Here is a 22725-nt window from a genome sequence, read left to right as displayed (position 1 = left end):
TGGGGAGGGGGGCGGCCGCGAAGCGGTGGCGGAGGGGCCGCGACGTTTGCGCATTCGCCCCTCCGTCGGCCCCGCGGGCCGCCACCTCCCCATGGCTTCGCCACAGGGAGGATCGTCGGCTCAATGCCCTACGGTCTCGCCACGCTCGACGCCCGATTGCGCCAGCTGGTCGTCGATCGCCGCCATCAGCCGGTCGAGCGCCGCCTCGTCCTTCGCCTCGGCGCGGGCGACGAGCACGTCCTGCGTATTCGACGCGCGGAGCAGCCACCAGCCGTCGTCGGTCAGCACGCGCGCGCCGTCGGTCCGGTCGACCGTTGCGCCCGACGCGGCGAGCCGCGCCAGAACCTCGTCCACAATGGCGAATTTGCGCACCTCGTCGACCTGGAAGCGCAGCTCGGGGGTGTTGACCATCGCCGGCATCTCGCCGCGCAGCTCGGTGACGCTCTTGCCGAGCTTCGTCGCCGCCTCGATTAGCCGCACTGCGGCATAGGGCGCATCGTCATAGCCATAATAGGTGTCGGCGAAGAAGATATGCCCGCTCATCTCGCCCGCCAGCGGGCTGCCGGTTTCCTTCATCTTCGCCTTGATCAGGCTGTGGCCGGTCTTCCACATCAGCGGCTTGCCGCCCAGCTCGGCGACGCGGTCGAACAGCGCCTGGCTGGCCTTCACGTCGGCGATGACGGTCGCGCCGGGCCGGTCCTTGAGCACCGCCGCGGCATAGATTTGCAGCAATTGATCGCCCCAGATCACGCGGCCTTCGCCGTCGATCGCGCCGATGCGGTCGCCGTCTCCATCGAAAGCGACGCCGAAATCGAGGCTCTTCTCGGCGACGAGCTTCTTCAGGTCGGCCAGATTCTTCTCTTCGGTGGGATCGGGATGGTGGTTCGGAAAATGGCCGTCGATGTCGGTAAACAAAAGGTGATGCTCGCCGGGAAGGCGCGCGGTCAATTTCTCGATGACGGTGCCCGCGGCGCCATTGCCGGCATCCCAGCCGACCCGGAAAGCGCCGCCGGCGAACCCCTCGACCAGCCGGTCGACATAGGCGTCGACGATGTCGATGCTCTCCGCCGCGCCTTCGCCAGCCTCCCAGTCGCCGGCCGCGGCGATCTGGCCGATCCGCTGGATGTCGGCGCCGAAGAACGGACGTCCCTGAAACACCATCTTGAAGCCGTTATAGTCGGGGGGATTGTGGCTGCCGGTTATCTGTATGCCGCCGTCCACATCCTCGGTTGAGGCCGCATAATAGAGCATGGGCGTCGGCCCCAACCCGACATTCAGCGCATCGACGCCCGCCGCGTTGATGCCCGCGACCAGCGCGTCGGCGAGCATCGGCGACGACAGGCGGCCGTCATAGCCCACCGCAACCCGCCGTCCGCCATCGCGGCGGATCAGCGTCGCGAAGCTGCGCCCGATCGCATAGGCATCCTTGTCGGACAGCGTATCGCCGACAACCCCGCGGATGTCATATTCGCGCAGCATAGTGGGGTGGAAAAGGTGGGTCATCGTCGGTCCCTTTGGGAAGAGAAGGTCAAGCCGCGGCGAACAGGTCGCCGTCCGGATGCAACCGCTCGCGCGCCGGAAGGTTCAATCCGCCCATCGCCTCGCGCAGTTCCTGCCGCGCGACGACATGGCCGATCCCCATGCCGCCGAGATGCGCCTTGTCGAGCAGGGTGAGGCCCGCCGGAAACAGCTCGCGATAGATGACGCGCTCGCCCAGCCCCGGGATGACGCGAAAGCCCACGCGGCGCGACAGCTGCCCGAGCGCCTCGCCGACACGGCGCATATTGTGCGCATCGACATGCTGGAGGCGGTTGCGCAGGATGATCCAGTCGATCGTCCGCCCGTCGGTCTTCGCCCGCGCCTTGCGCGTGTCCCAGATCAGCTCCGAATAGAAGCTGGGGCGCACGACCTGAAATGTTTCCGGATCGACCTGCCCGATCAGGTCGAAGTCGATGAAGCTGTCGTTGATCGGAGTGACGAGCGTGTCGGCGCTCGTCGCGAGATGACGCGCGAAGACATCGTCGCGGCCGGGGGTGTCGGCGATGAAATAGTCGGCGCCTTCGGAAAGCCGTGCCACCTGCGCGTCGAGTTCCTCGATCGTCGAGCCCTCGAACACTTCGAACACCGGCGTCGGCAGGTCGATCTCGCGACGCTTCGCCGTATTCTCGCGATTTTCGAGGTAGCGATGGAAGGTGCGCTGGCGCGGGTCGAGATCGAGTCCCGCGACGCGCCAGCCCTGGGTTGCGAGCGCGACCGCGAAATGCACCGCGCAAGTCGACTTGCCGGTCCCGCCCTTTTCATTGGCAAAGATGATGCGGTGCGGGGCGGGCGTCGACGTCTGAGACATGGGGCGTTGCGATTTTCCGGTTGGCGGCGCATGGGAGCCGCTTGGGTGGCAGTTGCGCCGCCAATATCGGAGGGCGGGCGAGCGTGCAAATCATCCGTGACATCGCGATGCTGCGCCGTGCTGTTTCGGCGCTTCAGCAAGGCGGCAAAAGCGTCGCGCTGGTCCCGACGATGGGCGCCCTGCACGCGGGCCATCTGTCGCTCGTTCGCATGGGGAAGCGTGTTGCCGATCATGTGATCGTCTCGATCTTCGTCAATCCCACGCAGTTCGGCCCGAACGAGGATTTCGCCGCCTATCCGCGCGACGAGGACCGCGACGCCGCGCTGCTGGTCGAGGAAGGTGTCAGCCTGCTCTGGGCGCCCGACGTGGCGACGATGTATCCGGGCGGGCACAGCACGCATGTCGAGGTCGCCGAGCTCGGCGCCGATTATTGCGGCGCGGCGCGCCCCGGCCATTTCGACGGCGTCGCGACGGTGGTGTCGAAGCTGTTCAATCAGGTCCGGCCTGACGTGGCGATCTTCGGCGAAAAGGACTGGCAGCAGCTCGCGATCATCCGCCGCATGGCGCGCGACCTCGACTTCGCGCTCGACATCCTCGGCGCACCGATCGCCCGCGACAGCGACGGCCTCGCATTGTCGTCGCGCAACGCCTATCTCTCGAAGGATCAGCGCGCCGCCGCAGTCGCCTTTCCCAACGCGCTGAAGGCCGCTGCCAAGGCGATCGCCGGCGGCGCCGACATCGCCGAAACGCTCGCCAAGGCCGAGGCCGACATCGTCGCGGGCGGGTTCGACAGCGTCGATTATGTCGCGCTCGCCGACGCCGAGAGCCTGGAAAGATTGAGCCTTTTCAGGAAGCCGGCGCGGCTTCTGGCGGCGGCGAGAATGGGCAAAACGCGCCTGATCGACAATCTTGCGGTCGCTTGATTAACGGCGAAATCGACGCATTTCTGCGGCCTTTCCCCTATATCCACAAAAAACTCGCCGCGCCGTTAACGCTTTGTTGACCATAAGCCGCAAATTTGGACCCCGAGGTTTCCATGTGGGGTGGAGCCAAAGGGGGTTATCATGGCTAACAGTCTGAAGTCTGCCCAGTACCTGATCGAAAGCCGTCTGCTCGAGGCGGCGCGCGGCGACGCGAATGCCTATTTCGATCTGGGCATCGCCTTTTCAACCGGAACCGGCGGCGTCGATGTCGATCTGATCCAGGCGCATAAATGGTTCAATCTCGCGGCGCTCGGCGGCAACAAGGAAGGCCAGCAATGCCGCGCCGACCTGTCCGACGAAATGACCCGCGACGAAATCGCCGAAGCGCAGCGTCAGGCGCGCGCCTGGCTCGACGAGACGGCGCGCCGTCCGGCCACCCGCCGCTTTGCCGCCTAATCCTTCCGCCTGAAGGGCATATGCCCTTCGAGCCATTCCATCTCGACTTCCTCGGCGCGGCGTTCCTGCTCAAGGTAATCCGCGACCGCCCGGCGAAAGCCCGGATCGGCGATGAAATGCGCCGACCAGGTCGCGACGGGGCCGTAACCGCGGGCCAGCTTGTGCCCGCCCTGCGCCCCGGCCTCGACGCGGCGGAGGCCGCGCGCGATCGCGATGTCGATCGCGCGGTAATAGCATAGCTCGAAATGCAGATAAGGGACCTCGCGAAGGCAGCCCCAATAGCGGCCGTAAAGCGTGTCGGCGCCGATCAGATGCATCGCGCCCGCGACCGGCGCCGCGCCGTCATAGGCGATCAGCAGGATGATCCGGTCGGCCATGCGCGCGCCCATCAGGTCGAAGGCTGCCCGCGTCAGGTACGGATGCCCCCATTTGCGCGCGCCGGTGTCCTGATAAAAGGCCCACATCGCGTCCCAATGCTCGGCCTTGAGCGCGTCGCCGGTCAGTTCCTCGATCCGCAATCCTTCGACCGCGCGCGCCCGCTCCTTGCGCAGCTGCTTGCGCTTCGCCGAGGTCAGCGTAGCGAGGAAATCGTCGAAGCCGGCGTAACCGGCATTCGCGAAATGAAACTGGATGTCGCGGCGAACGAGCCAGCCGGCCTGCTCGAACACCGGCATCTGTTCGGGCGCCACGAACGTGGCATGCGCCGACGACAGCCCATTCTGCCGCACCACCGCCTCGGCGCCGCGGATCAGCAGCAGCGCCGCCTCGTCATCCTGCGCGAGCAACCGCGGACCCGGCACCGGGGTGAAGGGCGCCGCGATCTGCAGCTTCGGATAATAATCGCCGCCTGCGCGCGCCCAGGCGTCGGCCCACGCATGGTCGAAGACATATTCGCCCTGGCTGTGCGACTTGAGATAGGCCGGCGCGGCAGCAATCAGCGCGCCCGACGCATCCTCGACCAATATCGGCGCGGGCTGCCAGCCCGTGCCCGGCCCAACGCTCCCCGATTCCTCTAGCAGCGCCAGAAAATCATGGCTGACGAAAGGGTTGCCGTCTCCCGCAAGCGCATCCCACGCCGCCGCCTCGATCGCGGCAACGCCGGTGCCGAGCGATAGGGTGCGTTGGGGCGGGTCGGCTTCGGCCACGATGGTCCTAGGCGGCCTTCACCGCGACGATCGCGTCGGCCTCCACCGACGCACCGAGCGGCAGCACGGCGACGCCGACCGCAGCGCGCGCATGGCGGCCCGCTTCGCCGAACAGCGATTCGAACAGCTCCGACGCGCCGTTGGCGACCTTGGCCTGGTCGGTGAAGCTGGGCGCGCTGTTGACGAAGACGCCAAGCTTGACAACACGCTCGACGCGCGACCAGTCGCCGTCCAGCGCCTGTCCAATCTGCGCCACGAGCATCAGCGCGCAGCGGCGCGCCGCATCATAGCCGCTCGCGACATCGGTATCGTCGCCAAGCCGGCCGGTGACCACCTGCCCGTCGCGGAACGGCAGCTGGCCGCTGATATAGAGCAACCCGCCATGCTCGACGGCCGGCACATAGGCGGCGACCGGCGCGGCGGGCTTGGGCAGTTCGAGACCGAGTTCGGCGAGCTTGGCGGCGATGTCGGACATGATCGTTCCTTTATGCGAGTTCGGCGGCAGGCGCCGGGATATTTTCGGTGAGCCGCGCCAATATCCAGTCGCGGGCCTCGTTCCAATCGTCGATTCGCGCATGCGCATGTTTCGCCGGGCGCACCTTGTCGGCGATTGCGGGTTCGCCGACGAAATGCAGCCGCCAGACCTCGGGCGCCTCGATCGCGACCGAATGATGATGGCCCGGCAGATCGTCGATGAAGACCGTGACGCTCGGCCGGCGCTCTTCGATCAGCGCGCGCACCGGTTCGCCCTTGCCGCCGCGGCTGCCGATCACCGGCGCGGTGAGGCCGATCGCCGCCAGCTGCTCGGCGCGCGCCGCCTGATGATCGGGCCCGACGTTGGTCAGGACGACGATGTCGGCGACATCGCCGATCGCCGCCATCGCCGCCATCGCGCCCGGAATCTCCGTCTGCCGCCCCATCTCGGTGCGAAAGAAGCCGTCGAGCAAGGGCCAGACCTCGGCCGCCTCCAAAGGCGTCCCGCATTCCTTGCGCTTCAGCGCCCCGGCAAAGCTCGCATCCTCCATGCGGAACAGCACGCCATGCGCCTCGTCGACCCACTGCGCGAAGGGGACGACCATGTGCATCAGCACCTCGTCGCAATCGGTGATGACCAAGGGGCGAGAAGGGGGGCGGATCATGCGTCCATCCTCTGCTGTCCGTCGAGGCGCGCCGCGGCGGCGGCGATCGCTTCGGGCTTGACGTCGAGCGCCTCGGCGCACGCCACCAAGTCGGCCTCATAGGCGGTGAGAAACGAAAGGATCGCGGCAAGCGTCGCGCGTTCGCCGAGCGAGGCGCGCAGGGCGTCCGGATCGAGCCCGGTCATGCCGAGCAGGCGCTCGGCGCGCGGCTCGTCGCTGAGGATCCAGCCGAGCGCATGGAGCGCGAGCGCGGCATCGTCTTCGTGCAAGCGGAATTTCCCTTCGGCGCGAGGCAATTGAGTCGTGCGGCCGATTCGCCTAAACGGACCGCGCATGCAAGGTGGGGAACATAGATAACATGGGCAAGACCATCCTGGTCGTCGAGGATAATGAGCTGAACCTCCGCCTGTTCTGCGACCTGCTCAACGCGCATGGCTATAGCGCGCACCCGGTGCGCGACGGGCGCGATGCGCTGGCAAAGGCGCGCGAAGTGTCGCCCGACCTCATCATCATGGACATCCAGCTGCCGCACGTCAGCGGGCTCGAGCTGATCGGCCAGATGAAGGCCGACGCCGGACTGCGCGCGGTGCCGATCATGGCAGTCACCGCCTATGCGGGAAAGGGCGACGAGGAACAGATCCGCGCTGCCGGGGCCGAAGCCTATGTCTCGAAACCGATTTCGGTGATCAAGTTCATCGAGAGCGTCGGCGCCTTCGCCTGACCTGTCGGCCGTCAGAAGAGGCTCAGAAACGCCTTTGTCTGGCCTACCATCTCCGTCCACGCCGGGTCATTGCTGGCCCAGCCGACGAGCAGCAACCCTGCAAAAAAGGCAAAGCCGACGCCGAGCGGAATGCGGCTCGTCACAACCTGCCGGTCGTAGCTGCAGCCGTCCTCGTCGGTGTAGATGGCGCGGTCGATGAGGCCGCGGTTCTTGGGCGGCTTGCCCATCACTTCGCGCGAGAAATCTTCGAGGCTCATGACGACGCTCCGATTCGGACCGCTATCATGGATGGAAGAGCGTAAAGCCTTCGATAATCCCGCCGCAGCGCTCCAGGCTCGATGGCCAGAAGCGACCGAAAAGGCCGGAAGCCGAGGTCAATCCTCCCTGTGCCGCAGGCATGGGGAGGTGGCAGCGCGAAGCGCTGACGGAGGGGCCAATGGCGCAACGTCGCGGCCCCTCCACCACGCCCTTCGGGCGCGGTCCCCCTCCCCATCGCTGCGCGACAGGGAGGATTCTTTGGCAGCTCCCCACCCCCATACGGACGCCCCAAAAGCGCACGAAAAAGGGCGGCGCTCGGCCGCCCTTCTGGAGCCCCGCCTTCGCGGGGATGGCGCATCGCCGGTCCGTTCAGCCTTGCCGAACGGATCGATGCGTCACTTGATCTTCGATTCCTTGAACTCGACATGCTTGCGCACGCGCGGGTCGTACTTCCGCACCGACATCTTTTCGGTCATCGTGCGCGGGTTCTTCTTGGTGACGTAGAAAAAGCCCGTGTCGGCGGTGCTCACCAGCTTGATCTTGACGGTCGTCGGCTTGGCCATGGCCCTGTTCCTCGAAAAATCTGCACATCCGCCGGAGGTCCGGCCGATGCGGCGGGACTATGGCCCCGACGGTTGGTTTGAAAAACAAGAGGGCCGCGCACCGGGCGCCGCCCCCATTTATCCGCGCGCCATTGGCGGGATTCGGCGACGCTGTCAAGCAAAAGGCGCGGGCGGGCGGCACGAAACCGCCCGCCCGGGAGGGGTGCGGTCAGCCCGTTCAGGCGTTCTTGATCTCGAAGCGGACGGTCATCGTCTGCCAGCTTTCTTCGGCCACCCCGCCGCGCGTTGCGGGCTTGAAGCGCCATTTGGCAAGGGCACGGCGCTTCGTCTCCTCGAAAAAGCCCGGGCTGTCGGTGCTGACCAGTTCGACCGCCTTCACGCGGCCATCGGCGCCGATCAGCACGCGCACCCTCGCGACGCCTTCGACGCCTTCGCGCTGTTCGCGCGCCGGATAGTCGGGCTGGAAACTGCCGGCATATCGCGCATCGAGCTTGGCGAGCACGAAGGGTGCCGGCTTCGGCGGATCGACGGGCGCAACATAGACGTCGCCGGTGGGGATGACGGGGTCGAATATCTTGGGACCGACGTCGGTGCTGTTGTCACTGAGCGGCGGGGTCGGAACGACCGGGTCGAAGACCTCGGTCGGCGAGGTCGGGTTCGGCGTCGCCTGCCTTTGGGTCGGCTGCGGATCGGGTGGCGGGGGGTCGAGCTTCTCGATCTCGATCAGTGTCCCGATGATCGGCGTCGACTTGGGGGCAATCTCGGCAATCATCGGCGACAGCGCGACCGCAATCGCGAGCGCGACCGGCAGGCCGATCGCCAACGTCGCCGCCAGCGGGCGGTGCCCCGCGCCCGGGTTGTAGCTCTCACGCCGCAGCGCCGGCGCGCCTTCGGGCGCAGTCATCGCTTCGGGTGCCGCGATGATGGCGGACATCAACGGAATCAGGGTCATGGCCTCTCTCCTTGCCTCGAACGACCCGGCCCCGCGCTCAACCGCTGCTATCAGCCAAGTCTGATCATGTAATAGTATAACATTACCGACAATGTCAAGTGGGAAGGTCGGCAAGGACGTCGGGCGCGATGAGGAGGAAGAGGCGCCTAAGCCGACAGCCGCAGGACTACCTGATCCTTGGCGATGAGCGGCAGCAATTCGCCCATGTCGGGACCATGATCGCGTCCCGTCAGCGCGCGGCGCAGCGGCAGGAAAAGCGCGCGGCCCTTGGCCCCTGTCGCTTCCTTCACCGCATCGGTCAGCGCGTGCCAGGGGTCGGCGCTCCAGTCGATGCCGGGGGCAGCGGCGGCGGCCGCGGCCAGCATCGGCCGGTCCTCGTCGGCGGCCGCTGGCGGATCGAACGGTCCATCGAACACCGCCGCCCAATCGGCCGCCTCGGCAACCGTCATCAGATTCGGGCGGATGGCGTTCCAGCGCGCTTCGTCGATCGCGATCGGCAGGCGCGGCGCGACCGCGGCATAGTCGGTGTGGTGCAGGATCTTCTGGTTGAGCAGCGCCAGTTCGCCCTCGTCGAAGCGCGCCGGCGCCCGGCCGAAGCGCGCGAAGTCGATGCTCTCGATCAGCGGCGCCGCCGACGTCACCGGCTCGACCGGGTCGCTCGTCCCCAATCGCGCGAGCAGCGCGACGAGCGCGATCGGCTCGATCCCGTCCTCGCGCAGGCTCGCCATGCCGAGCGAGCCCAGCCGCTTCGACAGCTTGCCCTCGGTCCCGACGAGCAGCGCCTCATGCGCAAAGGCGGGCGGCTTTGCGCCAAGCGCCTCGAACATCTGGATCTGCGCCGCGGTGTTCGACACATGATCCTCGCCGCGCACGACATGGGTGATGCCCATAGCGATATCGTCGATGACGCTCGGCAGCAGATAGAGCCAGCTGCCGTCGGCCCGGCGCACGACCGGGTCAGACATGTTTTTCGGTTCAAAATGCTGAAGACCGCGAACCATATCGGCCCACTCGATCGGCGCGTCATGGTCGAGCTTGAACCGCCAGTGCGGCGCGACTCCCGCAGGGACCGGCGCGTCGGCGGGCTTGCGCTCGTACACCGGCGGCAGGCCACGCGAGAGCAGCACCTTGCGGCGAATGTCGAGCTCTTCAGGCGTCTCGTAACAGGCATAGACGCGCGCCGACGCTTTCAACCTGTCGAATTCGGCCTCGTACAGCGCAAAGCGCGCCGACTGCCGCTCCTCGCCGTCGACATCGAGCCCCAACCACGCAAGGTCGGCGCGAATGCCGTCGACATATTCCTCTTTCGAGCGTTCGAGATCGGTGTCGTCGATGCGCAACAGGAAGCGCCCGCCATGCTTGCGCGCCCACAGCCAATTGTGGAGCGCGGTGCGGACATTGCCGACGTGGAGAGTGCCGGTCGGCGAGGGAGCGAAGCGGGTCGTAACGGTCATGGCGCGCCTATAGCCGGTTTCGCTGACGATGCGAGTCGGCGGCGCGAGTCAGGCCGTCCGGAACCCGTGCGTGATCGGATAGCGCCGGTCGCGGCCGAAGTTGCGCGTCGACAGCTTGACCCCCGGCGGCGCCTGCCGGCGCTTGTACTCGGCGAGCATCAGCAGCCGCTCGATCCGCACCACCGCGTCGCGATCGAAGCCATAGCGCGCGACGACATCGTCGACACTCGCTTCCTCCTCGACGAGCATATGCAGCATGCGGTCGAGATCGGCATAGGGCGGCAGGCTGTCCTCGTCCTTCTGGTCGGGGCGCAGCTCGGCGCTCGGCGGCTTGGTGACGATATTCGCGGGCATCACCGGCGTCACCGGGTTGCGCGACAGGCGCGGCACATTCGCGTTGCGCCACTCGGCAAGCGCGAAGACCGTCATCTTGTACGCGTCCTTCAGCGGATTATAGCCGCCCGCCATGTCGCCGTAGATGGTGGCATAGCCGACGCTCATCTCGCTCTTGTTGCCCGTCGTCAGCAGCATCGGCCCGAATTTGTTGCTGAGCGCCATCAGCGTCACGCCGCGGATGCGCGACTGGACATTCTCCTCGGTGATGTCGACGTCGCGGTCGGCGAAGCTGCCCGCCAGCATCTGATCGAACGCCTCGACCGCCGGGACGATCGGGATGGTGTCGAGCCGGCACCCGATCATCGCGGCGCAGCCCGCGGCATCGTCGAGGCTTTCCTGGCTCGTGAAGCGGCTCGGCAGCATCACGCACCAGACCTTGTCCGCGCCTAGGGCGTCGGCGGCGATCGCGGCGCAAATCGCCGAATCGATCCCGCCCGACAGGCCGAGCACCACGCCGGGAAAGCGGTTGCGCTCGACATAGTCGCGCAAGGAGAGAATCATCGCGCTGTAGATGTCGGCGGGACGCGCCTCCCATTCGGTGATCGCGCCCGCATCGCAGGCCCAGCCGCCCCCCTCCCCATCTGGGGCGCCCTTGGTCCAGCGCGTCACCCGCTCCTCGGGCTCCCAGTCGGTCAGCCGGTGCGCGGTCGTCCCGTCGCCGTTCAGCACGAACGAACAGCCGTCGAACACCAGCTCGTCCTGCCCGCCGATGCGGTTGAGGAAGATCAGCGGCAGCCCGGTTTCGGCGACGCGGCTCGCGAACACCTGCGTCAGCCGCCGCTCGTCCTTGTCGATCTCATAAGGACTGCCGTTGACCGAGATCAGCAGTTCGGCGCCTTGGCCTGCGAGATGCCGGCAAACGGTCGGCAGCCAGCCGTCCTCGCAGATCGGCAGCCCCAGCCGGACCCCGCGCCATTCGACGACGTCGGGCAGCGGCCCGGGCACGAAAACGCGCTTTTCGTCGAAGGTGCCGTAATTCGGCAGTTCATGCTTGCGCCGCGTCGCGACGATCCGGCCGCCGTCGAGCAGCGCGACGATATTGTAGAGCGCATCGCCCTCCCATTCGACCGATCCGACGAGCATCGCCGGACCGCCGTCGGCGGTATCCGCGGCAAGTTCGGCGAGCAGCGTCGCGGCCTGCGCCGCGAGCGCGGGCTTGCGCACCAGATCCTCGGGCGGATAGCCGATCAGCTGCAACTCGGGATAGAGGATCAGGTCGGCTTGCCCGTGACGCGCCCGCACCGCGCGCATCGCGGCGGCGTTGGCGGCAAGGTCGCCGACCGTCTGGGTCATCTGCGAAAGGACGATGGTCAGCTGCTCGGTCATGTCCCGGCTTTAGGACCAACCGCCCGTCCCGTTCAACCGAAGAGACGCTCAGCCGAAGATCAGCGCCCACAGCGTGCGGCCGGGCGCCATCGCGAAGAAGCCGGCCGCGATCAGCCCGAAATAGACCCCGCGCATCGTCCTCCGATGCCGCTCGATCTGCCCCGACTTCGCGAACAGGATCGCGCGCGGAATCTGCACCAGCGTCACGAGGGAGAAGAGGTGGGTCGGCCCGATGCCGCCGGTGATCGTCCGGATCCAGAAGCTGTCTATCGCGGTGACGATCATCAGCAGCACCCAGACGCGCCCGCCGATACGATGCGCGGCGTCGCCCTTGCGCCGGCGCCAGAGCAGCCAGGCGCCGAGCGGCAGCGCCGGGATGACGGTCGCGAGGTGGACCCAGATCGCCCAGGCCGGGGTCCGATAATCCGACGTGCCGATGAAAGGGCGGACAAGCAGCGCGAGGACGATCACGGCGAGGACGAGCAGTGCGGTCGCGGCGATGCGGCGGATATGTCCGGTATGGGCGGGGGCGGCAAGAGCGGTCACGGTCCAATCCTGTTGCTGGCGGCTTCGATGCCCTTTCCCTGCCCGCTGGCCGTTCGCGGGCAATCGCCTCTTCGCAAAAGCGGCGGATTTCTTCGCGAAAGCGGGCGGACGGCCGATTGACGCTGCGCGAAATGGCACGCACAAGACGCCCTATGGCGAAGCGGCTGACGATCGAATTGCTGGTGATTGTCGCGCTCGGGCTGCTGATCGGGCTGCTCGGCCCGTTCGGCACATTCACCGCGCCGCCGGCGCAGCGGATGGCGATCTGGGTCATCTGGCTGGTCGCCGGCTATGCGTTTTTCCGCCCGACCGGCGTGGTCGCAAACTGGCTGTGCGAGGCGACCGGCATGCCGTCCTTCGCAGGCCGCCTGCTCGCGCTCGCCGTCGCCAGCGTCCCGCTGACGCTGGTCGTCATCATCACGGGCAGTGGGCGGAGCTTTGCCGCGGCGTTGCGGTCGCCGGACTTCTGGACCATGTATCTCTACATCGCCATCGTTGCGGCGGCAGTGTCGATCGCGATGGTCGCGATCTTCGGGCGCAGCGCGCCCGTGGCGGCGCGGCCGCAAGCGATCGCCGAACCCCAAGCTGCGGCGCCGTCGTCCGAGCCGGCCGCGTCAGCGCTGCCGCTGCCGCCCGGCTTCGGGCCCGTCCGCGCGCTCAAGGGCGAGGATCATTATGTCCGCGTCATCGGCGACGGGCGCGAGGAGCTGATCCTGATGCGGATGCGCGACGCGATCGACCGGCTCGGCCCGGTCGAGGGCCTGCGCATCCACCGCAGCTGGTGGGTGGCAAAGGACGCCGTCGCCGCGGTACGCCGCGAGGGTCGCACCGCGACGCTCATCCTCAAGGGCGGGCAGGAAGCCGCCGTTGCGCGCGACCTGATGCCGCAACTGCGCGCCGCCCGTTGGCTTTAACCCCTTCCCCTATCGCCGTGCGCTGGCTAAGGGGGCGCGCAATCCCATCCGCCGCGAAAGGGCCTTGCACCCCATGAAACTCATCTCCGGCAACAGCAACCTGCCGCTGGCCCGCGCGATCGCCGATTATCTCGAGCTGCCGCTGACCGACACCAGCGTGCGCCGCTTCGCCGACGAAGAGGTCTTCGTGGAGATCCACGAAAACGTTCGCGGTCAGGATGTGTTCGTCGTCCAGCCGACCAATTTTCCCGCGAACGACAATCTGATGGAGCTGCTGATCATCACCGACGCGCTCCGCCGCGCCTCGGCGAAGCGCATCACGGCGGTGATCCCCTATTTCGGCTATGCCCGCCAGGACCGGAAACCCGGCCCGCGCACCCCGATCTCGGCCAAGCTCGTCGCGAACCTGATCACCACCTCGGGCGCCGACCGCGTGCTGGCGATCGATCTCCATGCGGGGCAGATCCAGGGCTTCTTCGATATCCCGACCGACAATCTCTATGCCGCGCCGGTGATGAGCGCCGACATTCAGGCGCGCTTCGGCGACAAGAATCTGATGGTCGTGTCGCCCGACGTCGGCGGCGTGGTCCGCGCCCGCGCGCTCGCCAAACGGCTCGACAACGCGCCGCTGGCGATCGTCGACAAGCGCCGCGAGCGCGCCGGCGAATCGGAGGTGATGAACATCATCGGCGACGTGAAGGGCCGCTTCTGCATCCTGATCGACGATATCGTCGATTCGGCCGGCACGCTCTGCAACGCAGCGGGCGCGCTGAAGGCCGCGGGCGCCGAGGGCGTCGTCGCTTATTGTACCCACGGCGTGCTGTCGGGCGGCGCGGTCGCGCGCGTCGAGGCGAGCGAACTCACCGAACTGGTCATCACCGATTCGATCCAGCCGACCGACGCGGTCAACGACAGTGGCAAGGTCCGCGCGCTAACGGTCGCCCCGCTTCTCGGCGAGGCGATCAAACGTATCGCCGACGAATCGAGCGTCTCCTCGCTCTTCGACTGACATGAGCGTCCAATCGCCCTTCATCCAGGTGACGCCCTTTCTCGGGGTCGCCGCGATGGAGCCTGCGCTGGCCTTTTATCGCGACCTGCTCGGGTTCCCCGTGCATGTCGATGATGGCGGCTATGCCTATGTCGAGCGCGAGCGCATCGGACTTCGCATTCTCCAGCTCGATGCAGGCGCGCTCAACCCGCCGGGCTGTTCGCACATCTATATCGACGTGCGCGACGTCGATGCGCTGTTCGCGGCCTACGAGCCGCAGTTCGCCGCGCTTCCGGCCAGCCGCTGGGGGCCGCCCAAGACCCATCCGTACGGCCAGCGCGAATGCTGGGTGCGCGACCCCGGCGGAAATCTGATCACCTTCGGCGAAGGCGTTGGCGACAATGCCGGTCAATGGGACTATCGCGGCTGACATGAGCCTCGAATCCGACATCGCCCTCGCGCATCGCCTCGCCGATGCCGCCAGCGCCGCCATCCGTCCCTTCTTCCGCTCGGGCTATGCCCATGAAGCGAAGGCCGACGCCTCGCCGGTGACCGAGGCCGACCGCGCCGCCGAGGCGGCGATGCGGCGCTTGCTCGATGCCGAGGCGCCGCGCGACGGGATCATCGGCGAGGAATATGGCGCCGAGCGCAGCGAAGCCGCGCGCCAATGGGTGCTCGACCCGATCGACGGCACGGTCAGCTTCATGGCGGGGCGGCCGATCTTCGGCACCCTGATCGCGCTGCTCCAGGACGGCTGGCCGCTGATCGGGATCATCGATCAGCCGATCGCCGGCGAACGCTGGGTCGGCGCGATGGGCCAGCCGACGCTCTTCAACGGCAAGCCTGCGGCGACGCGCACGTGCCGCACCCTGTCCGACGCGGTGCTCGCGACGACCGGACCGCAATATTTCAGCGACCATGACGGCGAGCATTTCATGGCGCTGGCGGCGAAGACCTCGCACAAGCGCATGGTTTTCGGCGGCGACTGCTACAATTACGGCCTGCTCGCGAGCGGGCATATCGACCTCGTCGTCGAGGCAGGCCTGAAGCTCCACGATTTCGCCGCGCTGGTCCCCGTCGTCGAGGGCGCGGGCGGGACGATGTGCGACTGGAACGGCGACCCGCTCAACGCCGACAGCTCGGGCCATGTGATCGCGCTCGGCGATCCGGCGCGGCTCGAGGATGTGATCGAAGGATTGGCGTGTCACCACTGAACGGGAGAGGACCATGGCTTTCGAAGGCAGCTGCCACTGCGGCGCGGTAACTTATTCGGTCGAGGGCGACATCCCGACCACGGCGATGAGCTGCAACTGCACGCACTGCCGCCGCAAGGGCTTTCTCCTCGCTTTCGTCCCGCTCGACCGGTTCCGGCTCGAAACCGGCGCCGAGAAGCTCAACAGCTACCAATTCCACAAGCATAATATCGACCATCAATTCTGCATCGAATGCGGATGCCAGGGCTTCGCGGTGGGCACCGGGCTCGCGGGCGAGAAGATGGCGGCCGTGAACCTGCGCTGTGTGCCCGACGCCGATCTGGATGCGCTGACGATCCAGAAGGTCGATGGGGCAAGTTTTTAGGGCCCCGAATCGCTTGCATTTCAGGGCGAATCCCCCTAAGCGCGCCGCTTCCGATTGTACCGGCTGGCGACAAGGGCTGCCAGGCCGATACGCAAACGGACTTCAAAAGGAGACCAAAATGCCCAAGATGAAGACCAAGAGCGGTGTGAAGAAGCGCTTCAAATTCACCGCCTCGGGCAAGGTGAAGCACGGCGTCGCCGGCAAGCGCCACCGCCTGATTTCGCACAATAGCAAATATATCCGCACCAACCGCGGCACCAGCGTGCTCAGCGATTCGGACGCGGCCCATGTGCGCCTCTGGGCGCCCTACGGCCTGAAGTAAGGAGCGCTAGACCATGTCACGCATCAAACGCGGCGTCACCACGCGCGCCAAGCACAAGCGCGTTTTGGAACAGGCGAAGGGCTATTATGGCCGTCGCAAGAACACCATCCGCATCGCCAAGCAGGCCGTCGAAAAGGCCGGCCAGTACGCCTATCGCGACCGCAAGGTTAAGAAGCGCAGCTTCCGCGCTCTCTGGATCCAGCGCATCAACGCCGCGGTCCGCGCCGAGGGCCTCACCTATTCGCAGTTCATGCACGGCGTGAAGCTTGCCGGCATCGAGCTCGACCGCAAGGTTATGGCCGATCTCGCGATGAACGAAGGCGGTGTATTCACCACCCTCATCGCGCAGGCGAAAGCGGCGCTGCCCAAGGCAGCCTAAGCTTTACGGCCATCGCCGAAGCAAAAGGGCGGTCCCGACGGGGCCGCCCTTTTTCGTTGGGGAGGCCGGGTGGGGAGCGGGCCGGTGCTGCTTTCCGCGTTGGCGGACAATGGACGCGCTGAAACAGGAACGGCGCGAAGGTCTCCCTTCGCGCCGTTCCGACAATGGCTCCAGTGGAAAACCATCGCCCCCTCCCCCATACCGAAAAGCCGTGGGTCGCAGAAAGCCGCCGGCTGGTGGAAGTTTCCCCTGCCGCGACTTATGCCGTCGCGAATGCTGCCAAAATTGTAAAAACCCGACAAAAATACTGCCTAGGCTGTTGTTTTTTTGCGTGGAGCCCCGCTAGGGTTGTTCCGTGGTGGGACAACAGGACCTTGGCAGGCCGGCCGACGGCGTGCGCGTCGTCACGCGCTTTTTCCCCGTGTCGACGGCGCTCCGCCCCTATTGCAGCATCATCTATCTGACCGAGGTCGCGACGCCGCCGGGGACGCGCGTCGAGGATTATCTGCACCCCGAATGGGCGAATCTGCGCTTCATCGACGGCGAGCGGCCGATGATCGATCCCGACGGCACGCTGGCCCCGCATTTCATCGTCACCGGACCGACGAGCAAGGCGGCCTATTTCGCGGCGGGCAATATGCGCGCCTGGGGTATCGGCATCCTGCCCGCGGGCTGGGCGAAATTCTTCGCGCTGCCCGCCGAGGATCTCGCCGACCGGTCGATCGACGGCGCGACGCATCCGGTCTTTGCCGATCTCGCGCCACTGCTGGACAGGCTGCGGCAGGCGAACGATGTCGAGGCGGCAGCGCGGCTGATCGACGACGCTTTCGTCAAAATGTTGGCGCAGGCGGCGCGCGACGATCCGGCTATCTCTGCCGCCCATGCCGCGCTCATGGACGACGATCTGACCAGCGTCGCCGCTTTCGCCGAAAGGCTGGGACTGTCGGAGCGGTCGGTCGAACGCCTCTCGCGCCGCGCGTTCGGCTTTTCGCCCAAGCTGCTGATCCGCCGCCAGCGCTTCCTGCGCAGCCTCGCGCGCTTCATGCTCGACCCGGCGATGAGCTGGATCGATACGCTCGACTATCATTATTACGACCAGGCGCAGTTCACCCGCGATTTCCAGCGCTTCATGGGGATGAGCCCGCGCGCCTATGCGGCGCGGCCGAAGCCGATCCTCGGCTCCGCCGCGCTGGCGCGCGCCGCGGCGGCGGGCGAGGCGGTGCAGGGCCTCCACAAACCCGCCGGATAAGCCCGCAATTCGGCCTAGAGGCTTGATTGCGGAGCGCGTTCGGTGCAAGCGGCGGGCGACGGACGCGCGGGCAGCCGCCGTCTCCATACCGACAACAGAATCGCAGGCCGGCAGCGGCAGCGCCGCCGGAACAGGACGAACGACAATGAGCGACACAGAGGCCCTGCAGGCCAAGCTGGTGGGCGAGATCGGAGCCGCGGCCGATCTCGATGGACTCGAGGCGCTGCGGGTCGCGACGCTGGGCAAGGCAGGCAGCGTCACCGGCCTGCTCAAAACGCTCGGTGCGATGAGCCCTGAGGAGCGGCAGGCCGAGGGCCCGAAAATCCATGCCCTGCGCGAAGCCGTCACCGCAGCGATCGCAGCGCGCAAGGCCGCGCTCGAAGGCGCCGCGCTCGACGCGAAGCTCGCGAGCGAAAAGCTCGACATGACGCTGCCCGCCGCCGCCGCCGCGCAAGGCAGCGTCCATCCGGTGAGCCAGGTGATGGACGAACTCGCCGAAATCTTCGCCGACATGGGTTTCGCAGTCGCAACGGGCCCCGAGATCGAGGACGACTGGCACAATTTCACCGCACTCAATATCCCCGAGACGCATCCCGCGCGCGCGATGCACGACACATTCTATTTTCCGGAAGTTGGCGAAGGTGCCGCGCAGCGTATGTTGCTGCGCACGCATACGTCGCCGGTGCAGATCCGCACGATGATGGAAAAATCGCCTCCGATCAGGATCATAGCTCCCGGCCGCGTCTATCGCAGCGACAGCGACGCGACGCATACACCGATGTTCCATCAGGTCGAAGGACTCGTCATCGACCGCGGCATCCATATGGGCCACCTCAAGTGGACGCTCGAGACCTTCCTGAAGGCCTATTTCGAGCGCGACGACATCGTGCTGCGCCTGCGCCCGAGCTATTTCCCCTTCACCGAACCATCGGCGGAGGTCGATGTCGGCTATAAACAGGAAAAGGGCCGCCGCATCGTCGGCGGCAACGGCGACGACGAGGGCCATGCGTGGATGGAGCTGCTCGGCAGCGGCATGGTCAACCGCCGCGTGATCGCCAATTGCGGGCTCGATCCCGATGTCTGGCAGGGCTTCGCCTTCGGGGTCGGGGTCGACCGGCTCGCGATGCTCAAATATGGGATGGATGACCTGCGCGCCTTCTTCGACGGCGACCTGCGCTGGCTGGCGCACTACGGGTTCGGCGCACTGAATGTGCCCACGCTGAGCGGAGGGATATCGGCATGAAGATCACCCTCGACTGGCTCCGCGAGCATCTGGACGGCACCTATGGCGTCGACGATGTCGTCGCGACCCTCAACCGCATCGGCCATGAGGTCGAAGGCGTCGAAAATCCGGCCGAAAAGCTCGCAGGCTTCCGCGTCGCGCGCGTCCTGACCGCCGAGAAGCATCCGCAGGCCGACAAGTTGCAGGTGCTGACCGTCGATAGCGGCGACGGCGTTCCGCTGACCGTCGTCTGCGGCGCGCCGAATGCGCGCGCGGGCCTGGTCGGCGTGCTCGGCCTGCCCGGCGCGGTGGTGCCGGTCAATGGCATGGAGCTGAAGGTCGCCGCCGTGCGCGGCATCGAATCGAACGGCATGATGTGCTCGACGCGCGAGCTCGAACTCGGCGACGATCATGACGGGATCATCGAGCTTCCCGCCGACGCGCCGGTCGGCACACCCTTCGCCGATTATAGCGGCGCGGGCGACCCGGTGATCGACATTTCGATCACCCCGAACCGGCAGGATTGCATGGGGGTGCGCGGCATCGCACGCGATCTGGCCGCCGCCGGACTCGGCACGCTGAAGCCGCTCGCCATTCCCGCGATCGACGGCGCGGGTGCGCCCGCGACCGAGATCGCTACCCTCGACCCCGAAGCCTGCCCCGCCTTCTACGGCCGCACCATCGCGGGCGTCGACAACCGCGTTGCAGCGCCCGAATGGATGCGCCGCCGCCTGGAAGCCATCGGCCAGCGCTCAATCTCGGCGCTCGTCGACATCAGCAACTATGTGATGTTCGACCTCGGCCGCCCGAGCCATATCTACGACCGCGCCAAGCTGAGCGGCGCGCTCGTCGCGCGGCGCGCGAAGGATGGCGAAACCGTCACCGCCCTGAACGGGAAGGACTACAGCCTCAGCGACACGATGACCGTGATCGCCGACGAGCGCGAGGTCCACGACATCGCGGGCATCATGGGCGGCGAGCATTCGGGCTGCAGCGAGGACACGACCGACGTCCTGATCGAGATCGCTTACTTCACTCCCGAGCGCATCGCGCTGACCGGACAGGCGCTGGGCCTTACCAGCGACGCGCGCAGCCGTTTCGAGCGCGGGGTCGATCCGGCGTTTCTGGACGACGGCACCGCGATCGTGACGCGCTATGTGCTCGACATTTGCGGCGGTACGGCGTCGGCGATGACGCGCGCAGGCTCCCCGCCCGCCGCAGACAAGATCGTCGATTATGACCCGGCGCTGTCGGCCACGCTCGGCGGCATCGCGATCGAACCCGCCAAGCAACGCGAAATCCTGGAAGCGCTCGGCTTTGGCGTGACCGAGGGGAATCCGTGGAAGGTAGCGGTGCCGAGCTGGCGCCGCGACGTCGACGGCGCCCCCGACATCGTCGAGGAAGTCACGCGCATCACCGGCTTCGACGCCATCGCGTCGGCGCCCTTGCCGCGAACCGACGGCGTCGCGAAGCCGACAGCGACCCCCGATCAGCTCGTCGAGCGCCGCGTGCGCCGCGCGGCTGCGTCGGCGGGCTTCCACGAAGCGGTGACCTGGTCGTTCGTCAGCGAGCGCGAGGCCGCGCCCTTCGGCGGCGGCACCTGGAGCCTCGCGAACCCGATCAGCGAAGACCTCAAGGTCATGCGCCCGTCGCTGCTTCCCGGCCTGCTCGCCGCCGCCGCGCGCAACCAGAATCGCGGCGCGGGCAGCATCCGCCTGTTCGAGATCGGCCGCCGCTATGTCGGCGCCACCGAGCATCCGACGCTGGGCGTGCTGATGGCGGGCGACAAGACGCCGCGCGGCTGGCAGACCGGCAAGGCCGCGCCTTTCGACGCCTTCGACGCGAAAGCGGCAGCGCTGGCGCTGCTCGACGCCGCGGGCGCCCCCGCCGACCGGTTGCAGGTGATGGAGGCCGTCGCCGAAGCCGGCATCTGGCACCCCGGCCAGTCGGCGACGCTACGCCTCGGCCCCAAGGCGGTGCTCGCCGAATTCGGCGCGCTGCACCCGGCGCTGACGAAGCATTTCGACGTCGACGGGCCGGTGATGGCGGTGCAGATCTTCCTCGACGCGGTCCCGGCGAAGCGCGCAAGCGGCCCCGCCCGCGCGGCCTTCACGCCGCCCGCCTTGCAATCGGTTCGGCGCGACTTCGCCTTCCTGGCACCCGAAACGCTGGCGGCCGGCGATCTGGTCCGCGCGATCCGCGGCGCCGACAAGGCGGCGATCGTCGACGCGCGGCTGTTCGACCGCTTCGCCGGGCAGGGCGTGCCCGAGGGACAGGTGAGCCTGGCGGTAGAGGTCGAGCTGCAGCCGCTGGAGAAAAGCTTCACCGATGCCGAGCTGAAGGCGATCGCCGACAAGGTGGTCGCGGCGGCGGCGAAGGTCGGGGCGGTGCTGCGCGGATAAGCGGAGGAGATGCCGCCCGCGCCGGACAGGCTGTTCGGGAGCGGGGAGCGGACTTCCACCCTTCGTCATGCTGGCTGCGGCGGTGGCCTCGCTGTTTCAGCATCCCTGGCCTGCGCTCTCGTCTGGCGCTGCGCTTGAGGAAACGGCAGACCATGGACCCTGAAACAAGTTGGTCATTATCCCCTTGAGACAGGTAACGCTAATTCACCCTTCATCGTCATCCCGGCGAAGGCCGGGATCTCCCCGGTGCGTTTAGCGATAGGGCGAGATCCCGGCCTTCGCCGGGATGACGAGGCGGGGAAACGCCGCCTACTTGGCTTCACGGCATAATCGCCAAACAAGTTCAGGGTGACGATGAAGGATATGACAGCAGCCGGCCGCCTCCAGCCGCCTTTCGAGATGCCGGCTGGAGCATGATGCGGATCTCGTGCAATTGGTTCGGGCACCAGATTCCGGAGAGAGATTCACCATGGACACCCGCCACCTTGTCGACCGCGAGATCGCGCCGCTGATCGACCTGTTTCCGCGCGTCGACCTCGGTTCCGCGCCGATCGCCGAGATTCGAGTCAAGGCGGCCGAAACCTATGCGATCCTGCCGCCGCCGGTGATCGTACCCGAGGAATTATATCTGCCGTCGGTCCACGGCGGGCCCGATATTCCCGTCTATCTCTTCCGTCCCGACACCATCCGCGCCGATGCCGGGGCGATCCTGCATATCCACGGCGGCGGGATGGTCATGGGGTCGGTCAAGCAGATGCAGGCGGGCCCGGCGATGCTGGCGGCGACGGCGGGCGTGCCCGTCGTCTCGGTCGAATATCGCCTCGCCCCCGAACATCCGTTCCCGGCGCCGCAGCAGGATTGCCACTCGGCGTTGACCTGGCTCGCGGGACAAGCCGAAACCATCGGCTTCGCCGCGGGCAAAATCATCGTTGCGGGCGAGAGCGCGGGTGGCGGGCTGGCGGCGGCGCTGGCGATCATGGCGCGCGACCTTGGCGGGCCGGCCCTCGCGGGGCAATTGCTCACCTATCCGATGCTCGATCACCGCACCGGCAGCGACGCCTGTCCCCATGCCAACCCGGTGACGGGCGAATTCATCTGGACGCGCGCCGCCAATCGCTTCGGCTGGACGGCGCTTCAGGGCGACTACACGCTCGACGACGACCGGCGGGGATGGTTTTCGCCGAGCCTTGCCGATGATCTTTCAAACCTGCCGCCCGCCTACATCGCGACCGGCAGCCTCGACCTCTTCTTCGATGAAAATCTCGACTATGCCCGGCGGCTCGTCGCCGCGGGCGTGTCCGTCGATCTGCACAGCTATGCCGGGGCGATCCACGCGTTCAATGCCATCCCCGACGCCGCGCTGTCGCAGCGGTTCAACGGCGGGCTGCTGGCTGCCGCGGCGAGGATGACGGGACCGGCTGGCGGGTGACGGACGGTCCGCGGGC

General features: G+C 67.1%; 26 protein-coding genes. 14 read left to right on the top strand and 12 right to left on the bottom strand.

The window, feature by feature from the left end:
- Nucleotides 1-120: 120 nt before the first annotated feature.
- Together pgmG and ATE67_RS18190 are read right to left on the bottom strand one after the other, a co-directional pair.
- Nucleotides 121-1503: a phosphoglucomutase/phosphomannomutase PgmG gene (gene pgmG / locus ATE67_RS18195; protein WP_058818065.1), complete on the bottom strand. Its 1383-nt coding sequence runs from the start codon at nt 1501-1503 to the stop codon at nt 121-123.
- A gap of 25 nt (nt 1504-1528) precedes the next feature.
- On the bottom strand, nt 1529-2347 hold the full coding sequence (locus ATE67_RS18190; RefSeq protein ID WP_058818064.1) for a division plane positioning ATPase MipZ: 819 nt from the start codon (nt 2345-2347) through the stop codon (nt 1529-1531).
- A gap of 83 nt (nt 2348-2430) precedes the next feature.
- Between ATE67_RS18190 and panC the strand changes: the two genes are divergently transcribed.
- Nucleotides 2431-3270: a pantoate--beta-alanine ligase gene (gene panC, locus ATE67_RS18185; protein WP_058818063.1), complete on the top strand. Its 840-nt coding sequence runs from the start codon at nt 2431-2433 to the stop codon at nt 3268-3270.
- Between the two features lie 141 nt (nt 3271-3411).
- Nucleotides 3412-3726, top strand: a complete 315-nt coding sequence (locus ATE67_RS18180) for a sel1 repeat family protein (protein WP_058818062.1) — start codon at nt 3412-3414, stop codon at nt 3724-3726.
- On the opposite strand, the gene ATE67_RS18175 is transcribed toward ATE67_RS18180, so the two are convergent.
- The 4 genes from ATE67_RS18175 to ATE67_RS18160 are packed head-to-tail and all read right to left on the bottom strand — an operon-like array spanning nt 3723 to nt 6279.
- Nucleotides 3723-4871, bottom strand: a complete 1149-nt coding sequence (locus tag ATE67_RS18175; RefSeq protein WP_058818061.1) for a GNAT family N-acetyltransferase — start codon at nt 4869-4871, stop codon at nt 3723-3725. The two genes, ATE67_RS18180 and ATE67_RS18175, sit on opposite strands and share 4 nt — an antisense overlap.
- A 7-nt stretch (nt 4872-4878) precedes the next feature.
- Complete coding sequence (locus ATE67_RS18170) at nt 4879-5346, bottom strand: RidA family protein (RefSeq protein WP_058818060.1); 468 nt, start codon at nt 5344-5346, stop codon at nt 4879-4881.
- Between the two features lie 10 nt (nt 5347-5356).
- The gene (locus ATE67_RS18165; protein ID WP_058818059.1) at nt 5357-6010 is read right to left on the bottom strand and encodes a hypothetical protein; all 654 of its coding nucleotides are present in this window, start codon (nt 6008-6010) and stop codon (nt 5357-5359) included.
- The gene (locus ATE67_RS18160; RefSeq protein WP_231728218.1) at nt 6007-6279 is read right to left on the bottom strand and encodes a DUF3572 family protein; all 273 of its coding nucleotides are present in this window, start codon (nt 6277-6279) and stop codon (nt 6007-6009) included. The genes ATE67_RS18165 and ATE67_RS18160 overlap by 4 nt, the downstream gene beginning before the upstream one ends.
- 89 nt (nt 6280-6368) lie before the next feature.
- On the opposite strand from ATE67_RS18160, the gene ATE67_RS18155 reads away from it, so the two are divergent.
- Nucleotides 6369-6731, top strand: coding sequence for a response regulator (locus ATE67_RS18155; protein ID WP_058818057.1), 363 nt, complete (start codon nt 6369-6371; stop codon nt 6729-6731).
- Nucleotides 6732-6742: 11 nt separating this feature from the next.
- Here the strand turns inward: ATE67_RS18155 and ATE67_RS18150 are convergent, their stop codons facing one another.
- The 6 genes from ATE67_RS18150 to ATE67_RS18125 form a co-directional block, all read right to left on the bottom strand.
- Nucleotides 6743-6988 (bottom strand): hypothetical protein, encoded by a 246-nt coding sequence (locus tag ATE67_RS18150; protein ID WP_058818056.1) that lies wholly within the window; start codon nt 6986-6988, stop codon nt 6743-6745.
- Nucleotides 6989-7384: 396 nt separating this feature from the next.
- Nucleotides 7385-7552, bottom strand: coding sequence for a 50S ribosomal protein L33 (gene rpmG, locus ATE67_RS18145; RefSeq protein ID WP_058818055.1), 168 nt, complete (start codon nt 7550-7552; stop codon nt 7385-7387).
- A gap of 217 nt (nt 7553-7769) precedes the next feature.
- Nucleotides 7770-8504, bottom strand: coding sequence for an energy transducer TonB (locus ATE67_RS18140; RefSeq protein ID WP_058818054.1), 735 nt, complete (start codon nt 8502-8504; stop codon nt 7770-7772).
- A 146-nt stretch (nt 8505-8650) separates the two neighbouring features.
- Nucleotides 8651-9958, bottom strand: a complete 1308-nt coding sequence (gene gltX, locus ATE67_RS18135; RefSeq protein ID WP_058818053.1) for a glutamate--tRNA ligase — start codon at nt 9956-9958, stop codon at nt 8651-8653.
- Between the two features lie 48 nt (nt 9959-10006).
- Nucleotides 10007-11680 carry an NAD+ synthase gene (locus tag ATE67_RS18130; RefSeq protein WP_058818052.1) on the bottom strand — a complete coding sequence of 558 codons (1674 nt, stop codon included), beginning with the start codon at nt 11678-11680 and terminating at the stop codon, nt 10007-10009.
- 48 nt (nt 11681-11728) lie between these two features.
- Nucleotides 11729-12226, bottom strand: coding sequence for a DUF2306 domain-containing protein (locus ATE67_RS18125; protein ID WP_058818051.1), 498 nt, complete (start codon nt 12224-12226; stop codon nt 11729-11731).
- A 152-nt stretch (nt 12227-12378) separates the two neighbouring features.
- Between ATE67_RS18125 and ATE67_RS18120 the strand changes: the two genes are divergently transcribed.
- The 11 genes from ATE67_RS18120 to ATE67_RS18070 all read left to right on the top strand — a co-directional run bounded on the left by ATE67_RS18120 (nt 12379) and on the right by ATE67_RS18070 (nt 22709).
- The gene (locus ATE67_RS18120) at nt 12379-13140 is read left to right on the top strand and encodes a LytTR family DNA-binding domain-containing protein (RefSeq protein ID WP_058818050.1); all 762 of its coding nucleotides are present in this window, start codon (nt 12379-12381) and stop codon (nt 13138-13140) included.
- Nucleotides 13141-13213: 73 nt separating this feature from the next.
- Nucleotides 13214-14149: a ribose-phosphate pyrophosphokinase gene (locus tag ATE67_RS18115; protein ID WP_058818049.1), complete on the top strand. Its 936-nt coding sequence runs from the start codon at nt 13214-13216 to the stop codon at nt 14147-14149.
- 1 nt (nt 14150) lies between these two features.
- Nucleotides 14151-14558 carry a bleomycin resistance protein gene (locus ATE67_RS18110; RefSeq protein WP_058818048.1) on the top strand — a complete coding sequence of 136 codons (408 nt, stop codon included), beginning with the start codon at nt 14151-14153 and terminating at the stop codon, nt 14556-14558.
- A 1-nt stretch (nt 14559) separates the two neighbouring features.
- Nucleotides 14560-15342: a histidinol-phosphatase gene (gene hisN / locus ATE67_RS18105; protein ID WP_058818114.1), complete on the top strand. Its 783-nt coding sequence runs from the start codon at nt 14560-14562 to the stop codon at nt 15340-15342.
- A 13-nt stretch (nt 15343-15355) separates the two neighbouring features.
- Nucleotides 15356-15706, top strand: coding sequence for a GFA family protein (locus tag ATE67_RS18100; protein ID WP_058818047.1), 351 nt, complete (start codon nt 15356-15358; stop codon nt 15704-15706).
- A 118-nt stretch (nt 15707-15824) separates the two neighbouring features.
- Nucleotides 15825-16028, top strand: a complete 204-nt coding sequence (gene rpmI / locus ATE67_RS18095) for a 50S ribosomal protein L35 (protein ID WP_037555449.1) — start codon at nt 15825-15827, stop codon at nt 16026-16028.
- Between the two features lie 13 nt (nt 16029-16041).
- Nucleotides 16042-16407, top strand: coding sequence for a 50S ribosomal protein L20 (gene rplT / locus ATE67_RS18090; RefSeq protein ID WP_058818046.1), 366 nt, complete (start codon nt 16042-16044; stop codon nt 16405-16407).
- A gap of 355 nt (nt 16408-16762) precedes the next feature.
- Nucleotides 16763-17656, top strand: a complete 894-nt coding sequence (locus ATE67_RS18085; protein WP_231728217.1) for a helix-turn-helix domain-containing protein — start codon at nt 16763-16765, stop codon at nt 17654-17656.
- A gap of 145 nt (nt 17657-17801) precedes the next feature.
- Complete coding sequence (gene pheS, locus ATE67_RS18080) at nt 17802-18899, top strand: phenylalanine--tRNA ligase subunit alpha (protein ID WP_058818045.1); 1098 nt, start codon at nt 17802-17804, stop codon at nt 18897-18899.
- Entirely contained in the window at nt 18896-21280 is a 2385-nt protein-coding gene (gene pheT, locus ATE67_RS18075) for a phenylalanine--tRNA ligase subunit beta (protein ID WP_058818044.1), read from the top strand. The genes pheS and pheT overlap by 4 nt, the downstream gene beginning before the upstream one ends.
- A gap of 469 nt (nt 21281-21749) precedes the next feature.
- Nucleotides 21750-22709, top strand: coding sequence for an alpha/beta hydrolase (locus ATE67_RS18070; RefSeq protein ID WP_058818043.1), 960 nt, complete (start codon nt 21750-21752; stop codon nt 22707-22709).
- The last annotated feature ends 16 nt before the right edge of the window (nt 22710-22725 follow it).

The organism is Sphingopyxis sp. H050 (assembly GCF_001468265.1).
Lineage (GTDB): Bacteria > Pseudomonadota > Alphaproteobacteria > Sphingomonadales > Sphingomonadaceae > Sphingopyxis.
Note: the sequence above shows the minus strand (reverse complement) of the source record. Positions and strands in the feature narration are given on the sequence as shown.

Excerpts from the sequence above, each read along its gene's own strand:
- pgmG (WP_058818065.1), bottom strand. The coding sequence starts at position 1,503 with ATGACCCACCTTTTCCACCCCACTATGCTGCGCGAATATGACATCCGC.
- ATE67_RS18190 (WP_058818064.1), bottom strand. The coding sequence starts at position 2,347 with ATGTCTCAGACGTCGACGCCCGCCCCGCACCGCATCATCTTTGCCAAT.
- ATE67_RS18180 (WP_058818062.1), top strand. The coding sequence starts at position 3,412 with ATGGCTAACAGTCTGAAGTCTGCCCAGTACCTGATCGAAAGCCGTCTG.
- ATE67_RS18170 (WP_058818060.1), bottom strand. The coding sequence starts at position 5,346 with ATGTCCGACATCGCCGCCAAGCTCGCCGAACTCGGTCTCGAACTGCCC.
- ATE67_RS18165 (WP_058818059.1), bottom strand. The coding sequence starts at position 6,010 with ATGATCCGCCCCCCTTCTCGCCCCTTGGTCATCACCGATTGCGACGAG.
- ATE67_RS18155 (WP_058818057.1), top strand. The coding sequence starts at position 6,369 with ATGGGCAAGACCATCCTGGTCGTCGAGGATAATGAGCTGAACCTCCGC.
- ATE67_RS18150 (WP_058818056.1), bottom strand. The coding sequence starts at position 6,988 with ATGAGCCTCGAAGATTTCTCGCGCGAAGTGATGGGCAAGCCGCCCAAG.
- rpmG (WP_058818055.1), bottom strand. The coding sequence starts at position 7,552 with ATGGCCAAGCCGACGACCGTCAAGATCAAGCTGGTGAGCACCGCCGAC.
- ATE67_RS18140 (WP_058818054.1), bottom strand. The coding sequence starts at position 8,504 with ATGACCCTGATTCCGTTGATGTCCGCCATCATCGCGGCACCCGAAGCG.
- gltX (WP_058818053.1), bottom strand. The coding sequence starts at position 9,958 with ATGACCGTTACGACCCGCTTCGCTCCCTCGCCGACCGGCACTCTCCAC.
- ATE67_RS18130 (WP_058818052.1), bottom strand. The coding sequence starts at position 11,680 with ATGACCGAGCAGCTGACCATCGTCCTTTCGCAGATGACCCAGACGGTC.
- ATE67_RS18120 (WP_058818050.1), top strand. The coding sequence starts at position 12,379 with ATGGCGAAGCGGCTGACGATCGAATTGCTGGTGATTGTCGCGCTCGGG.
- ATE67_RS18115 (WP_058818049.1), top strand. The coding sequence starts at position 13,214 with ATGAAACTCATCTCCGGCAACAGCAACCTGCCGCTGGCCCGCGCGATC.
- ATE67_RS18110 (WP_058818048.1), top strand. The coding sequence starts at position 14,151 with ATGAGCGTCCAATCGCCCTTCATCCAGGTGACGCCCTTTCTCGGGGTC.
- hisN (WP_058818114.1), top strand. The coding sequence starts at position 14,560 with ATGAGCCTCGAATCCGACATCGCCCTCGCGCATCGCCTCGCCGATGCC.
- ATE67_RS18100 (WP_058818047.1), top strand. The coding sequence starts at position 15,356 with ATGGCTTTCGAAGGCAGCTGCCACTGCGGCGCGGTAACTTATTCGGTC.
- rpmI (WP_037555449.1), top strand. The coding sequence starts at position 15,825 with ATGCCCAAGATGAAGACCAAGAGCGGTGTGAAGAAGCGCTTCAAATTC.
- rplT (WP_058818046.1), top strand. The coding sequence starts at position 16,042 with ATGTCACGCATCAAACGCGGCGTCACCACGCGCGCCAAGCACAAGCGC.
- pheS (WP_058818045.1), top strand. The coding sequence starts at position 17,802 with ATGAGCGACACAGAGGCCCTGCAGGCCAAGCTGGTGGGCGAGATCGGA.
- pheT (WP_058818044.1), top strand. The coding sequence starts at position 18,896 with ATGAAGATCACCCTCGACTGGCTCCGCGAGCATCTGGACGGCACCTAT.
- ATE67_RS18070 (WP_058818043.1), top strand. The coding sequence starts at position 21,750 with ATGGACACCCGCCACCTTGTCGACCGCGAGATCGCGCCGCTGATCGAC.